This is a genomic window from Sporosarcina ureae, assembly GCF_002101375.1.
Taxonomy (GTDB): Bacteria; Bacillota; Bacilli; order Bacillales_A; family Planococcaceae; genus Sporosarcina; species Sporosarcina ureae_B.
In genome coordinates this window covers 2,750,640-2,765,734 of sequence record NZ_CP015207.1, presented here as the reverse complement: position 1 = coordinate 2,765,734, position 15,095 = coordinate 2,750,640, and the positions used below count along the sequence as shown (strand labels likewise).

At 44.7% G+C, this 15,095-nt stretch carries 16 protein-coding genes; 1 reads left to right on the top strand and 15 read right to left on the bottom strand.

The window, feature by feature from the left end; all coding sequences use genetic code 11:
• Window positions 1-404 precede the first annotated feature (404 nt).
• The 13 genes from SporoP8_RS13505 to SporoP8_RS13445 all read right to left on the bottom strand — a co-directional run bounded on the left by SporoP8_RS13505 (window position 405) and on the right by SporoP8_RS13445 (window position 10,505).
• Window positions 405-503 carry a flagellin gene (locus SporoP8_RS13505; protein WP_369802598.1) on the bottom strand — a complete coding sequence of 33 codons (99 nt, stop codon included), beginning with the start codon at window positions 501-503 and terminating at the stop codon, window positions 405-407.
• A 355-nt stretch (window positions 504-858) separates the two neighbouring features.
• On the bottom strand, window positions 859-2,271 hold the full coding sequence (locus SporoP8_RS16685; RefSeq protein WP_085132986.1) for a flagellin N-terminal helical domain-containing protein: 1,413 nt from the start codon (window positions 2,269-2,271) through the stop codon (window positions 859-861).
• Between the two features lie 217 nt (window positions 2,272-2,488).
• On the bottom strand, window positions 2,489-2,710 hold the full coding sequence (csrA, locus tag SporoP8_RS13495) for a carbon storage regulator CsrA (RefSeq protein ID WP_085132985.1): 222 nt from the start codon (window positions 2,708-2,710) through the stop codon (window positions 2,489-2,491).
• A 1-nt stretch (window position 2,711) separates the two neighbouring features.
• Complete coding sequence (gene fliW / locus SporoP8_RS13490; RefSeq protein ID WP_085132984.1) at window positions 2,712-3,197, bottom strand: flagellar assembly protein FliW; 486 nt, start codon at window positions 3,195-3,197, stop codon at window positions 2,712-2,714.
• Window positions 3,198-3,251: 54 nt separating this feature from the next.
• Complete coding sequence (locus SporoP8_RS13485) at window positions 3,252-3,803, bottom strand: DUF6470 family protein (RefSeq protein ID WP_085132983.1); 552 nt, start codon at window positions 3,801-3,803, stop codon at window positions 3,252-3,254.
• Between the two features lie 65 nt (window positions 3,804-3,868).
• Complete coding sequence (gene flgL, locus SporoP8_RS13480; protein ID WP_085132982.1) at window positions 3,869-4,744, bottom strand: flagellar hook-associated protein FlgL; 876 nt, start codon at window positions 4,742-4,744, stop codon at window positions 3,869-3,871.
• A 16-nt stretch (window positions 4,745-4,760) separates the two neighbouring features.
• The gene (flgK, locus tag SporoP8_RS13475) at window positions 4,761-6,308 is read right to left on the bottom strand and encodes a flagellar hook-associated protein FlgK (RefSeq protein ID WP_085132981.1); all 1,548 of its coding nucleotides are present in this window, start codon (window positions 6,306-6,308) and stop codon (window positions 4,761-4,763) included.
• Window positions 6,309-6,320: 12 nt separating this feature from the next.
• Window positions 6,321-6,827, bottom strand: coding sequence for a flagellar protein FlgN (locus SporoP8_RS13470; RefSeq protein WP_085132980.1), 507 nt, complete (start codon window positions 6,825-6,827; stop codon window positions 6,321-6,323).
• A 17-nt stretch (window positions 6,828-6,844) separates the two neighbouring features.
• The gene (flgM, locus tag SporoP8_RS13465) at window positions 6,845-7,111 is read right to left on the bottom strand and encodes a flagellar biosynthesis anti-sigma factor FlgM (RefSeq protein WP_085132979.1); all 267 of its coding nucleotides are present in this window, start codon (window positions 7,109-7,111) and stop codon (window positions 6,845-6,847) included.
• Between the two features lie 124 nt (window positions 7,112-7,235).
• Window positions 7,236-7,655, bottom strand: a complete 420-nt coding sequence (locus SporoP8_RS13460; protein ID WP_085132978.1) for a TIGR03826 family flagellar region protein — start codon at window positions 7,653-7,655, stop codon at window positions 7,236-7,238.
• Window positions 7,656-7,660: 5 nt separating this feature from the next.
• On the bottom strand, window positions 7,661-8,275 hold the full coding sequence (locus SporoP8_RS13455) for a ComF family protein (RefSeq protein ID WP_085132977.1): 615 nt from the start codon (window positions 8,273-8,275) through the stop codon (window positions 7,661-7,663).
• A complete protein-coding gene (locus SporoP8_RS13450; RefSeq protein WP_198166022.1) occupies window positions 8,272-9,642 on the bottom strand; it encodes an ATP-dependent helicase ComFA in 1,371 nt (456 codons plus the stop codon). Before SporoP8_RS13450 ends, SporoP8_RS13455 begins: the two co-directional genes overlap by 4 nt.
• A gap of 14 nt (window positions 9,643-9,656) precedes the next feature.
• The gene (locus SporoP8_RS13445) at window positions 9,657-10,505 is read right to left on the bottom strand and encodes a DegV family protein (RefSeq protein ID WP_085132976.1); all 849 of its coding nucleotides are present in this window, start codon (window positions 10,503-10,505) and stop codon (window positions 9,657-9,659) included.
• A 1,437-nt stretch (window positions 10,506-11,942) separates the two neighbouring features.
• Between SporoP8_RS13445 and SporoP8_RS13440 the strand changes: the two genes are divergently transcribed.
• Window positions 11,943-13,273 (top strand): IS3 family transposase gene (locus SporoP8_RS13440; protein WP_232319237.1). Its coding sequence is split into 2 segments (ribosomal slippage): window positions 11,943-12,324 and window positions 12,324-13,273, totalling 1,332 coding nucleotides; the frame shifts between segments, so codons are not numbered across the junction.
• Window positions 13,274-13,312: 39 nt separating this feature from the next.
• Here the strand turns inward: SporoP8_RS13440 and SporoP8_RS13435 are convergent.
• A complete protein-coding gene (locus SporoP8_RS13435; protein WP_085132975.1) occupies window positions 13,313-13,603 on the bottom strand; it encodes a late competence development ComFB family protein in 291 nt (96 codons plus the stop codon).
• Window positions 13,604-13,619: 16 nt separating this feature from the next.
• Window positions 13,620-15,065, bottom strand: a complete 1,446-nt coding sequence (gene aspA, locus SporoP8_RS13430; RefSeq protein WP_085132974.1) for an aspartate ammonia-lyase — start codon at window positions 15,063-15,065, stop codon at window positions 13,620-13,622.
• Between the last annotated feature and the right edge of the window lie 30 nt (window positions 15,066-15,095).

Below are 15,095 nucleotides of genomic sequence, written 5' to 3'. Positions count from 1 at the left end.
GGAAGTCTCTTTTTATGAGCCGAAAGTTCTATTAACGTAGTAGTTGTAGAACGCCCTGCGGCTGTTGGTTGGCTTGCGGCGCCCCTAATTATTTCCAATTAGGTCTAGACTATATCTCCATCCTTGTACCTAAATACCTAGGATGCTGGGCACTTCGAACGTCAAATGACGCCCTACGGATTTCATCGTCATAGCGATTTGCCTTAGACGGTATATCCTAGTCGTTGAACCTTCTCCAGAGTTTCCTCACAGGAGCTTGGCTGCTGATTGTCCAATTCCACTTTTTTTCAACCGTTCACGTTTGCCGTTTCCAGCTGCGTTGTCGGAAAGTGGACTTCAGGAGGTTCCAGCAATTCACCCAGTTATGCGTCCTATCCGTTACCGAATAGGCGTCCCTGAACCGTTTACCGTAGGAGTTGTAATACTCCGTTCGGAAGCTGGTTCGATTGAGAAAGCATTGCTTGTGCTGCTTGAGTTAAGATGTTGTTCTTCGTAAAGTCCATCATCTCTTTCGCCATCGTGCGAACATTAGCTTTCACTAATGACTAGACTATATCTTCACCCTCCACTCTCGGTAGGGGCCGGGCACTTCGGATTCACAAGCTACTCCCTCTTGTGTTTCCTACGGATTTCATCACCATAGCTTGCGCCTTAGATGGTCTATCCTAGTCGTTGAACCTTCTCCACTCTTTCGAGACAGGAGCTTGGCTGCTGATTGCCCAATCTGTTCTTTTTTCAAGCCTTCACGCTTACCGTTTCCAGTTACGTTGTAGCAAGAACAGTTTCAGGGGTTTCCAGCAATTCACCCGGTCGTACTCTCTGACCGTTACCAGTCAGGACGACTGTGTCTGTCACTGCTTACGCAGCTAAGACATAATCCACGTCGCGGATACGTGATTCCGCCGCTGTTAAGTTTTCGGAAGATGTTCCGAGGTTGTTGATTGTGTGTTCTAGGCGGTTCTGGTTTGCACCTAGTTTAGAACGCTCTGCTGAAACAGTATCAATTGCCTTTTGAATTTGAGTTACAGCGTTGGCTGCGTTTTTAGCATTTGATACATCCAACGCTTTTTCGTTAGAAGCTGAATCAGTTCCGTTATTCACACCTTCTGTAGCTGTGAATCCTGCACCTGAACCAGTTAAACCAAGCGCAGCTGATCTCATATCGCTAATATCAACAGACATCGATTGGTTTTCATTCGCACCAATTTGTAATGATAATGATGCATCGTTTCCTGTAACTTTTGGAGCTGTCGCTGACTCTTGTCCACCATTTTGTGTTAACTGAATTTTACCTTCGTCAGTTACACTTGCAGTATACTTTGCAGCTAATGTTGCATCATCATTAATCGCTTTTGACAATGAAGCAGCATCTTTCCAGCCATCGGCCCCTAAACTATCATGTTTTAATACTTTGCCATCAATTGTAATGTCAGAGCTACCCACATTAAGTTCGTAAGTACCTGCAACCGCTGTTATTTCTTCAGTTACTGCATCTTTCCCCCCTGCAACAGTTGCTCCTGTTGTAGCTGTTGTTGAAGTACCAGTAACTTGTACCCCTGGAAGATCTTTGGCACCAAGAGCATCATTAATTGCAGTTTGTAGGTCATCTTTATCTACTAGTCCCGCAGCTGAAAAATCACCATTAATAGTAATTTTATTATCAGCGACAGTTACTGTCAAAGGAGTTGAAGCAGCACTAGTTCCAATTTCTATTTCATAACCGTTTAATTTTGAACCTGCTCCTGCGAACTCAATGTCAAAACCACCAACTGAAACTTGTGTTGCAACTGTTTCCGGCGCTATTGTTGCACCAGTTACACCAGCTTTAGTAGTTGTACTGCCCTCAGTACCTTTAGAACCATTCAACAGTTTTTGAGTATTAAATTCAGTAGTGTTACCAATACGGTTAACTTCTGAAGTTAAAGAATTAAGTTCTTTTTGAATTTCATCACGATCACCAGTTGTATTTGTATCGTTACCTGCTTGTACAGCTAATTCACGCATACGTTGAAGTATATCATGCGTTTCATTCAAAGAACCTTCAGCTGTTTGAATCAAAGAAATACCATCTTGAGAGTTCTTAGCTGCCATATCCAATCCACGAATCTGACCGCGCATTTTTTCGGAGATTGCCAGTCCAGCTGCGTCATCTCCAGCTTTGTTAATCTTTAAACCTGAAGACAATTTCTCAATATTGTTAGCTGCTGCTGCGTTGTTAGAACCTAGTTGGCGGTGCGTGTTCATCGCTGCCATGTTGTGATTGATAATCATGTTAATTTCCTCCTTGAGTGGTTGTTGGGTACACGTCCTTGTGTCCCTTATTTGTACTACGGTTTTGAGTGCCGGCCGGACGCTCTCTGCCGCTTACACTACTAATATCGGATAGTTGACTAGAGTGTTTAGTAGTTTATTAAAATCTTTTTTCTATTTATTTGAAATGTGGAAATGAAATGACTTGTACTGCCTTTAATGGTGAAGTAATTACTATTTACTTGTTATCCTTTAAGTTTTTATACCAGTCAATATCCAGCGATAATGACTCGGCATTCGTATCCTTAATAGACTGAATGAGCTCCCCCCGTACAATATCTACTGATTTAGGCGCTTCAATCCCCACCCGTACCGTATCGCCTTTTACTTCGAGAATCTTTACTTCTATATTATCTGCGATTTTAATCGTATCGCCTGCTTTACGTGAGAGTACTAACATATTATTCGCTCTTTCCGCTAGTTGTTTTTTCTTTCATTTCATCCAATTTCTTTTCATCAATTGGATGTTTGATAAGATAGCGCTTATCATTTAATACCATTTGTTTCGCTTTTCTGTTGTTTGTTTGGAACAGAAGAGGTGCTTGTAAGTTAATTGTCGATTCTTCGAAAGGTTCTTTTATGAAGACGATACCGAGTACCATTAATTCTTCTGGACTTTTCACTTTTAGTAAATCTATTGTTGGATCATCTATTTTGAAATCATACTCTTCTACAATTTTGTATGGATTCGCTACAACAAAAGCTACACCTGCTTCTTTCGTAGACTGTAGTACTTGAAATTCCTGATTCTCTCCAATTGGTAAGATGACGAATTCTTCTTCCTCTTCGAATCCGGGAAGTCCTTTCGGGAAGTGCCATGCTTTCGATAGATCTACTTCAATTTTACCGTGGAATTTTGTTGCGATTTCTTTAAGTGGTTGTGTCACTAGATTTCTCTCCTTTTCAACGTTTTACTGGTTTACTACTCAACGTACTTTTTATTACACTTTCCAATCAATCTCTATCGATCCGTACTGTTGCATTTCTACAGATACTTTCCCAGGTGTGTAATTGTGGATCGGCTTATTTATTTGTGCGTCGATTTTCGGCTTCTGCGGTGTCACATTAATATCTAGTGAACCTTCAGAAAAACTCATTTTGATTTTCGTACGGTCGCCTACAAATTTCACTTGCAGTTCGGCCATTGGTTTCTCCGTGTTCTGTTTGACGATATCTGCTATCGTTGAACCGTTTTCAATTTTCATGAGTTGCTGGCCTTCTTGCGCGCGACGAGCTGTGCCTTCTTGTACTTTTTGTAATCCATATTGAGCATTATCAGCCGTTCGGCGAAATACACTTTTCATATCGATATCTGCACGATTTTCTGTCGTGTCGAGTGATAGTTGCGGTCGGGTCGTCGACATTTCCAAAATGGCTGCTGGTTGTTCAATGCTCAGCGTGGCTTTAGGTTGTTGGATTTCTTGAACAGGTTTCGTCACTTGTAAATTTATTTTGGCGGGTGTCGTTTGGATTTGAAGTTGTGGAATGTTCACTTTTATCACTCCCTTACTTTCTTATATAAAAATAGCGGACACTTGCGTAGTGTCCGCCACATCTTTTAGCGTAGGAAATCCATTAAAGAAGGCTGCATAATTCTCGCGCCTACTGACAATGTGGCACGATGGATCGACTCTGCCGTAATCAGATCGGTAATCGTTTTCTCAAAGTTCACATCTTCGTTTTGAGAACGTTGTTTTTTTGCAGCACCTTCTTGCATCTCCAGACGATTTTTCATCAGTTCTGCACGGTTGGAACGGGCACCGATGTCTGCACGTTTAGACAATACAGTATCTAACTTGCTGTCAATAGAAGTGATTAAGCCACTGAAGCCTTCTCCTGTCGCAATCATCCCTTCAACTTCTCCAAACATATCATCAATCTCTTTAAACATCTTATTTACATCGGTACTGACTCGTAAGTTTATGCCGTCGAATACTTCTATTTCTACATTGGCGGAAAAAGATTTTCCATCTTCAAACTTACCCGTATCTTTATTAAAAAGTGGTTGATCGGTCATATTGCCACTAAATATATGTTTGTCGCCGACTTTGGTGTTAGCAAGGTCGCGTACGTGCTCACGAAGCTGATTCATTTCTGTTTCAATGGCTTTTCGTTCATTTTCACCCATCGTACCAGTATTTGCCGCATTCGTAGCCAATTCTTTCATTCGATGCAATACTTGTCCTACCCCGTCCAGCGCATCATCCGAACTATCCAACCAGTTATTCACTTCGCCCATATTCTTCTGGTATTGTTCTACTTTGTTCACTTGCATGCCGTAACCCATGCCTTTCATGACGACGACGGGATCATCGGACGGGCGATTGACTTTTTTGCCTGTATTCAATTGTTCTTGCAGTTTGCCCATATTATTATAGCTGCTCGATAAGTTGCGCAGCATGTTTTGCGATAGCATCGATTGTGTTACACGCATGAAAATTCCTCCTTCATTATCTGCCGACTGTGCCCATTCCGTTGATGATTTTGTCGAGTGTTTCGTCCATCACGGTGATCATGCGGGCAGATGCGTTGTACGCTTGCTGGAAGCGGATCATGTCAGTCATTTCTTCGTCGAGTGAGACCGAGCTGATGGAAGCGCGGCGATTTGATACCGCTAATAGTAAAACTCCTGAGCTTTCCGTCATGTTAAGTGCTTGTTGCCCTTCGACTCCGAGTTGCCCAATCGTTTGAGCGTAGTAGCTCTGCACGCTTGAACCGTCTAGTCCTGGTAACTTCGCAAAGAATACATCGCCTAGTTTTTTAGCGTTTTGACCGTTACCGACTTCCGCACCCGTTTTAGCATCCGAGGCTGCTAGCTTATTTGGATCTTTTCTAATTGCATCATTTACTGCGATGTTACTTGCAGAAAATTCGGTTGCGCCAGCTGGTAAAACAAAGAATGGCTCGCCTTTTACACCTGCTAAGTCGGTCCCTTCTTCATGAACTGCATTAAACGCTTTCGCAAACTCATTCGCCATTTTATCCAGTTTCGTCATCATCTCTGGGTATAGACCTTTTTCTTTTCCGTCTGAATCGATATATCCGTACGAATCCACAAGGGACTTCAATTCACCGCTTTTGACCATTTCGTTAACAGACAGCTTACCGTCAGCAGGATTCTGAATCGGTCCACCTGTAAACGTGAAGCCTGTCATTAAATTGGGAAACGGTTGATTCGGGTCATTGCCGTCTACAGTGAGTTCTGCGACTTGGTCTTTTTCTACTACGGTGATCGTTTTTCCTGGAACATTTGTTTTAATTTTAATTGTCACGGTACCTTCCGCAATAGCCGACGCACGTCCGCCTGATTTCTCATAGCTCGTTTCAATCGGTAGATAACTAGACAATTGATCTAGCAACCCGTCACGCGCGTCATAGAGATCGTTCGGCAAGTAGCCATTCGGTTCGACATTGGCGATTTGTTTGTTTAGTTCTCCAATTTGAGTTAGCAACGAGTTAATATCTTTTGCGCTAAAGTCAATTTCATCGCCTAGATTTCCTTTAACTTCAGAAATAGACTTGTAAATATAGTTAAACGAGTCAGCTACCGCCACCCCACGTTCCACAACCACCGCACGCGCCCCGCCGTTTTCCGGACTCGACGCAAGTGTCTGCAATGATTGCCAGAAGTCGCTCATCGATTGCTGTAAACCATACTCGGAAGGTTCGCCAATCGCGTCTTCCATTTGTGCAATCGCATTCGTACGTGATTCCCAGTATCCTAGTTTCGTTGATTCACTGCGAAATTGATGATCGACAAACGAATCACGAATCCGTTGAATGCTACCTGTTTCAACGCCTGTTCCAAGAAATCCTGGCATTGTGCCTGCGTTTATTCCGATCCCTGGAAAGCCGGATGTTGCTTGCATGTTGACGCGCTGGCGTGTGTAACCGGGTGTGTTGACGTTTCCAATATTATGCCCTGTCGTATAAAGAGCGGATTGCTGTGTGTACAATCCGCGTTTGCTAGTTTCTAGTCCCATGAATGTTGAGCGCATAGTGTGTCCTCCTTAAGCTTGGGAGTCGAATGAAGAGAGCTTGGTTTTCGCTCCGCTTTGTGACTGCCCTTGTACTTCGTTTTTCGAATAGTTGACGGTTTCCGGACGCGGACGGACCATGTCCAGCGATAGATTCACAAATTGAAGTGATTGATAAGTCAGTTGCTGATTGAGTTCATTCTGCTGTTTCAACTCATGAATCGCATGCAGGAGACGGTCCCTCGCCTCTGCTAACTGTTCTTTGTCCGGAGCGCTTGCTAGTTCGATTAATTGTGTCATAGTCGGTTCAGCAAGTACGGCACTTCCTTGTGCGGTTATATACTGCTTCACTTCCTGTACACGTTTTTGGTCCATTTGCACAATAGCTGCTAAGTGAGCTTGCTCCTCCTTCAACAGCTGGTCAATCCCGTCGACGTCGCCGCTTTTCAGCAATGCGGTCTTGTCGTTCGACAGACGGAGCAAGCTCATATGCAGTTTTTCTAGGTGATTGAGCGTTGTCAAAATTGGTTCAATGGACATGTGTAACCCTACTTTCATTATAGCTTATTGAAATATGACACCATTCTGGCAGCGAGTTTACCCGCATCTACTTGATATTCTCCAGATTGCACTTGCGCTTTCAATTCCTGTACTCGCTGTTGTCTGGCCGATTCAATCGGTGAAGTTGCGGATAACTTTTTCGCCTCTGATGAAATCTCCAGCTTATCCGTTTTCACTTGTGCTGTTTGCTTCATTTGATCCACTTTCATTTGCTGATTTCGGTACGGGTTGACGGCTTGTGGTTTAAATCCTTCTATTTTCATACGTCTCGCTCCTTTCACTTCTTGTGTTGGATTTAGGTACTACTCTTTACTTCGGCAGATTTCATGAAGTTTTTAGAGGCTTTTGTATGAAAAAACGAGCAGTACGAACTGCTCGTTTCGCATGTCATCCTCTACGGTCTTTTTGTGTGTAGTATGTGCCTTTTTCTTGCGCCTCAATCGCTTCACGGAGCTCTTGCGCCGCATCAAATGTCCGTAAGTCCGCTTGAATTTCATCGGTACATTTGGCACAGATCTTCCCTGACGATGTTAATGCGCCACATTTATCACATGGATAGCCAAGATTCGGGAACATTGCCGGTTGCAGTCTCCCTTTACGCACCCAGCGATGCAGTAATTCCTGTGTTACGCCGGTTACTTCTACAATCCGCTCGATAGTCGCTGCACGGTTCTCTCGTTTACGTAAAAATCGATAGACTGTTTCATACATTTCTTCTTCCGCTTGCGCACACGTGCCACATACGTCTCGAAGTCCTGTGTAATTAAACATACTGCCACATGTCGGACAATTTCTAACTTCCGCCATCTCTCTCACTTCTCTCTAATAGGTCTGAATAACGTCACAGCTTCCACTCGGTATACTCCGCGCTGTTTCAACGCTTCAGCTGCGTGACGCAATGTGGTGCCAGTCGTATAAATATCGTCAACAAGCACGTGCACTGCCTCATTATAGAGTATATCGGCCGTTACGTGGAATAGTTCAGTCATTGCGAGACGTTCACTGCGTGATTTTTCCCCCATTACCGATTCCGTTGTTTTTGTAAGTAGCGAGTGATACGAAATATTCGCGGCGTCCAGTAACGCATCCACTTGCGAAAACGTTCGTTTCTTTTTATTGATCGGATGCATCGGAATCGGTACGATGATCTTTTTGGAATCGTTCAGTACCCTACGTAATGGGGAGGCAAAAATTTGTGCGAGCGCGACGTCTTGCATGAACTTGAACTGATGCAAGTACTCTCTCGCTGCTTCATTATATGCATAGAGTGAATGAACAGAATCGAGAACATCGTCTTCTATGATTCTGTCGATACGTTTGAATTTTTCGAGACAAATTGGACAGGCGGACGTGTCTTGTTGAAGACCGAGGAAGTGTTGCCAAGTGGGCTGGTCATGTAGTGGTTTATCGCATAGTAAACACGTCATTGCGGCACCACGGTGTTGTTTAGCTTACGAATTTCTCGTTTCGCTTCGTCCATCGCATAGGTGATGCCTTGATGGAACAGTACGAAGTCACCTGACGTGTTCGGTACGGAGCGACCCACTCGCCCACCAATTTGGATGAGTGCGCCTTTATTGAAAATTGTTTGCTCCGCTCCGACAACCGCCACTTGCACGTTCGGAATGGTAATCCCCCGCTCGAGTATCGTCGTCGTCAGCAAGCCAGGAATTGCTTTTTGTCTAAGTAACTGTACCCGCTCTTTGCGATCTTCATGTTCCGCATGGACTGCACAAATTCGCTCATCGAGTTTCTGAAATAACGGTTCTGCGAGTTCCATCAGTTCAATTTGATGAAAGAAAATGAGAAACGGTTGCTGTTTAGTCAGACGTTCGGTTGTCCAGCGCAGTAATTTCGCCGGAATCCGTTTCTTTTTCAGCTGTTTCTCATAATTCCATAACGCCACGTTTCGCGGTACGGGTAACGGCTGCCCGTGATAACGCCGTGCCAGAACCGAAATATAGCCTTGCTTTTTATTCATCGCCAGCAACTGACTCGATGGCGTTGCCGTCACAAAATGAATCGGCGCGTTCGGTTTTGCTGCTTTCCTGACGGCTTGTTGTAACGTTTCGTCCGCTGTGTAAGGGAACGCATCGGCTTCATCCACGAAGACCGCATCGAACGCCTCGTGAAAACGGTAGAGCTGATGGGTCGTCGCAAGAATTAGCTGTGCGTCAAAATGTTCTACTTCTGCCCCGCCATATAACGCTTCTACTGTCGTATCCGGAAAAGCAGTCACTAACCGCGGCAATAGTTCTAAGATGACGTCCACGCGAGGCGCTGCTAGACAGACCCGCTTGCCTTCATTTAATACATAATGAATCGGCTGAAACAGCATTTCCGTCTTGCCCGATCCGCACACTGCGTAAAGTAAATGAGATACGCCCCGTTTCGTACTTTCAAGCAATTCACGCGTCGCTTTCTGCTGAGAAGGTGTCAAATTTCCTTGCCAGTTCATACGGTGATTCGTCGGGAAAGTCGGTGGTGTGCCTGTCCATGTGAGTAGTTGCGAACAACATGACACGCGCCCCATGTTGAGACAATTTCTACAATAGGCGCAAGGCGCTTCGCATTGAGCGCACGCGAATACAGTGAAACGCGTTTGATTTTCATTATGGCAACGCTGACACGTATAGTGCGTACCATGCCACGTCTTGTTCGTTGTGACGCCTGGTTCTATATTGATATCGCCTTGACGAATCGCTTCGTCAACGACTTCTTCCGAAAATGGCACAAGATGACGCAACCAAATGCGCCCTGCCAAGAATTGCTTGAGTTGGTGTCGTTCGGACATGCAGTTCCCCCTGTTCAGGTTCCGCGTCGTTTCACCCAACCAAGTCCCATAGCCCCTTCACCAAGATGCGTGCCGATCACCGGACCAAAGTGGCTGATCGTGAAATCGACGTTCGGATGTTTTTCTTCTAATAGTCTTTTCCATTCTACTGCGTCGTCATAGCGATTCGCGTGGATCACTGCCGCATCTAACAATTGGTTTTTCGCATCTTCCGACAGTAAATCCGAAATGCGCTTCATCGCTTTTCTAGCGGTACGGATTTTTTCAAACGGTACAATGACTTTGTCTTCGAAATGCAAGACGGGCTTCACTTGCAACAGTCCGCCAACTAGCGCTTGTGCACCGGATAAACGACCGCCACGTTGCAGATGCGATAAGTCGTCCACCATGAAATAGGCTTTGATGCCTTTTTGCATGTCTTTTAATTCTTCAATAATCGCATGCGGATGTACGCCTTCATTCGCAAGCTGTGCTGCACGGATCGCGTAAAAGCCTTGGGGATAGGCTGAAATTTCCGAATCAAACGCCAGCACTTCTAGTTCCGGTACGAGCTCGGCCGCCTGTATCGCACCCATATACGTTCCGCTAATGCCGCTCGATAAGTGAATCGTAATGACCGCATCGTAGTCTTTCGCGAGTTCGCTAAATAGCGCTTCGAAGTCACCGATCGCGGGTTGTGATGTCTTCGGTAACGGGCCTTTACCGCGCACCAGTTCATAGAATGCTTCCGTGGTAATATCGACATCTTCTTTGAATTCTTTGCCGTCGATAGTTACGAGTAACGGGATCGTGTAAATCCCAAGTTCTGCTTTTATGTCATCCGGCAAATACGCCGTCGTGTCTGTCACAATCGCTGTTTTCAATATGATCAACTCCTGTAACTTATTCTACCTGAAATCGGTGGAGTTGGCATCCATGAAGAAGAAATTGGAGCAGTAAGTCGGAATTAGTTTTCGTGGAGAGAGTCGCTGCCAGACACTTTGATTGAGTTCACGTTCAAGACCTAATTCAAGTGCAAACGTCAAGAGACGATGGCGGACTTGCAGACGGGGCTCGCGATTGAGCGTTTGATTGGTTTTATAGAGCGGTTAGCGTGGTGGATAGAGCGGATACGGGGCTTGATAGAGCGGATAACACGCTGGATAGAGCGGTAACCGGGTTGCATAGAGCGGATCTCAGCCAACTATGAGCGCGGCCCGATCGCTCCCCCTCTTATAAGCAATAAAACCATCCTAAAAGCCCTAATTTCAAGCCTCATTCCACTTAATCTGTCCAATCGCGTTCGTAGTTGGCTGAAGTAGCGATGCAAATTGCCATAGTGACGCAAAAAACGTTAGTGGATTCGAGCTTCATTGAGCGGTTAGCGTGGTGGATAGAGCGGATACAGGGCTTGATAGAGCACTACAGTAAACTATGAGCGGATAACACACATGATAGAGCGAAAAGCAAGCTGCATAGAGCGGATCTCAGCCAACTATGAGCGCGGCCCGACCATTACCCCTCTTATAAGCAATAAATCCATCCTAAAAGTTCGAATTTCAAGCCTCATTCCACTTAATCTGTCCAATCGCGTTCGTATTTGGCTGAAGAAGCGATGCAAATTGCCATAGTGACGCAAAAAACGTTAGTGGATTCGAGCTTCATTGAGCGGTTAGCGTGGTGGATAGAGCGGATACGGGGCTTGATAGAGCGCTCACAGTAAACTATGAGCGGATAACACACATGATAGAGCGAAAAGCAAGCTGCATAGAGCGGATCTCAGCCAACTATGAGCGCGGCCCGACCATTCCCCCTCTTATAAGCAATAAAACCATCCTAAAAGTTCTAATTTCAAGCCTCATTCCACTTAATCTGTCCAATCGCGTTCGTATTTGGCTGAAGAAGCGATGCAAATTGCCATAGTGACGCAAAAACGTTAGTGGATTCGAGCTTCATTGAGCGGATACGGGGCTTGATAGAGCGGATAACACGCTGGATAGAGCGGTAACCGGGCTGCATAGAGCGGATAACACACATGATAGAGCGAAAAACAAGCTGCATAGAGCGGATCTCAGCCAACTATGAGCGCGGCCAAAGCGCGACCCGACCGCAGCCCGACCGCGACACCCAAGCCCAGCCCAACCACCAACCACCAACCCCCTCCTTATAACCAATGAACTCATCCAACAGCAGTAGTATACACAAGAAAAAAATCCTTCCGAGTCATAAAATGTACCCTATAAGATAGACACTTTGAAAAAAGTCTATCCTATAGGGTACTTTTGTTTATAATGAATAAAAAGATGTGGGAGCGGATGAATGTGACTGAACGATTGTTTACCTTAAAAGAACAAGCACGCTTGCAATGCAATCCTAACGTACAAGCTGTTAGTGATAAATCCATCACCTATACAGATGAGTTTAAACGTCATTTTATTTCGGAAAATGAAAAAGGAAAACTGCCGCGAGACATTTTTGAAGAGGCTGGATTAAATGCCGATTTAATAGGAGCAGTTCGGATTAAATCTGCAGGAAAGCGTTGGCGTGCCGCCTATAGAAAAAGCGGAGTGGAAGGCTTACAAGACACACGAAAAACCAATTCAGGCCGTCCATCAGAACGCGACTTGACATCCGAAGAAAAGATTGAACGTCTAGAAGCGAAAAACCGCTTATTACAGGCGGAAAATGAACTGTTAAAAAAGCTCGATCTACTCGAAAGGCAGATGATGAAAAAGAAATCACAATCCAAACGACGCTAAAATATGAACTAATTAATTTCACCATCCAAAAGTATAAATTAGCACGTTTGGTGAGCTACTTATGCGAACTTATGGAGGTATCGCGTTCGGGCTACTATAGGCACTTTGGAGAGAAATCTAAACAGAAACGTGCCGCTCGCGAACAGGCAGACGAAGTTGTAAAGGAAATCATTTTAAAGGCCTATCATTTTCGAGGACGAAAAAAAGGAGCACGCCAAATTAAAATGACACTCGAAAATCAGTACGGCATTACATATAACCTAAAACGCATTCGCCGGATTATGAAAAAATTCGATATCATCTGTCCCATCCGCAAAGCCAACCCAGCACGTCGTATGGCAAAGGCGACGAAAGAGCACCGCACATGTGAAAACACGTTACAACGTGAGTTTAAGCAAGGGGTGGCTGGAAAGGTATTATTGACCGACATCACCTATTTGACATATGGAAATGGCAAACGTGCTTACTTGTCAACGATTAAAGACGCCCAAACGAATGAAATTTTAGCCTATGAAGTTTCTTCTTCGTTAGGTTTGGAGATCGCAATGAATACGCTTCGCAAACTAAAGAAACATCGTCATTTAATGACAGATGCCTTTATACATTCAGATCAAGGATTTCATTATACAAACCCAAAGTATCAGGCAGCAGTGAAGAAAATGGGGTTAGGACAATCGATGTCACGCAGAGGGAACTGTTGGGATAATGCTCCACAGGAATCATTTTTCGGTCACTTCAAGGATGAAACCAATATAAAAGATTGTGAGACAATGGAAGAAGTTAGGCGGGAAATCAAGAGTTATATGACGTACTATAACCATTATCGCGGGCAGTGGAACTTGAAAAAGCTGCCGCCTGCAGAATACAGACGACAGCTTCAACAAGCAGCTTAGGCTTTTTTTATAATTGTCCTTTACAAAGGGTACATTTTATCACTCGGAAGGATTTTTCATAGTATCGCATCGCGGGTTTTGCCCAACCACGCCCGCAGCCCACGCGACTTTCGTCAAGATGGCAGTGGCCCCTTGACGATCTGCTTCATGGACAGCACGGATATACGTACTGTTTGCTTCATCAACTACATATTGAGGCTGAACATGATTCAACGTCATCGCCAGTACATCATTCAGGCAATGCTCGCATGTACATGGCAAATGCAGCTCATTCTTATATTTGGAAATCACGTCACGTACCACGACTTCCATAATATTATGCACTTTCATAGTTGAATACTCCTTATTACTTAGAAAGAATAATCTTCTTCTTCAACAACTCTTTACCCGAAATACCCGGCTTCGTCATCTCGAATGGATGGAGAATCGTATCCAACTCTTCTTTCGACAAGATATTTCGCTCGATACAAATTTCACGGATCGACTTGTTTGTTAACAAGGCTTCTTTCGCAATCTCTGACGCCACTTCGTATCCGACGTGCGGATTGATGGCCGTGATGATTCCGATACTCTTCTCCACATATTCAGACAAGTGCTCGACGTTTGCTGTGATTCCATCTAAACAATAATCGCGGAATGCACCGAATACGTTGGTCATGATTTTTAGTGACTGCAGCAAGTTGAACACTAGCACTGGCTCCATGACGTTCAATTCGAACTGTCCGGCTTCTGATGCCAACGCGATCGTCATATCGTTCCCCACTACTTGGAACGACACTTGATTCATTACTTCTGCCATAACCGGGTTCACTTTTCCTGGCATGATAGAGGACCCTGGTTGTCTTGCAGGTAATGCAATTTCAGATAGACCCGTGCGTGGGCCAGATGCCATGAGACGCAAGTCGTTACAGATTTTAGACTGGTTCAGCATCGTGCCACGTAGCGCTGCAGATACTTGCACGTACGAATCTGTATTTTGTGTTGCGTCCACTAAATGTGTAGAAGACTTTAATTCGAAACCACTGTTTTCTGACAGGTAGCTCGCTACTTTTTGGATATATAATGGATCGGCGTTCAAGCCTGTTCCGACAGCTGTTGCGCCCATATTGATTTCATACAAGTAGACACGTGATACACGAACGCGTTCAATGTCGCGACGTAGTACCATTGCGTATGCTTCGAATTCTTGTCCGAGACGGATTGGCACTGCGTCTTGTAAGTGCGTACGACCCATTTTCAACACCGATTGGAATTCTATCGACTTTTTCAAGTAGGTTTTATGAAGCGATTCCATAACGCCGAGTAGCTTGTCTACTTTCATGAGTGTAGCGATATGAATGGCAGTCGGGAATGCGTCATTTGTCGACTGTGCCATGTTGACATGCGTATTCGGGCTAATGATGTCGTATTCACCTTTTTTATGACCGAGAATTTCGAGTGCACGGTTGGCGATGACTTCGTTTGCGTTCATATTCACTGACGTTCCGGCGCCACCTTGGATTGGATCTACAAGGAACTGATCGCGCAATGCGCCATTGATTACTTCTTCAGATGCCTTGATGATTGCTTCAGCAATATTCGCGTCCAATTGACCGATGTCGCGGTTAGCTTGTGCTGCAGATTTTTTGACGATTGCGATCGCACGAATCAAGTCGCGATTGACGCGGTAGCCTGTGATAGGAAAGTTTTCTGCTGCGCGTAGTGTTTGTATACCGTAATACGCGTCTAGTGGCACCTTCTTCTCTCCGATAAAATCCGACTCTATTCTGTACAGTAGTTGCTCTTCCATCATGCAGAACCTCTTCTCAAGTAGTTTTTATAA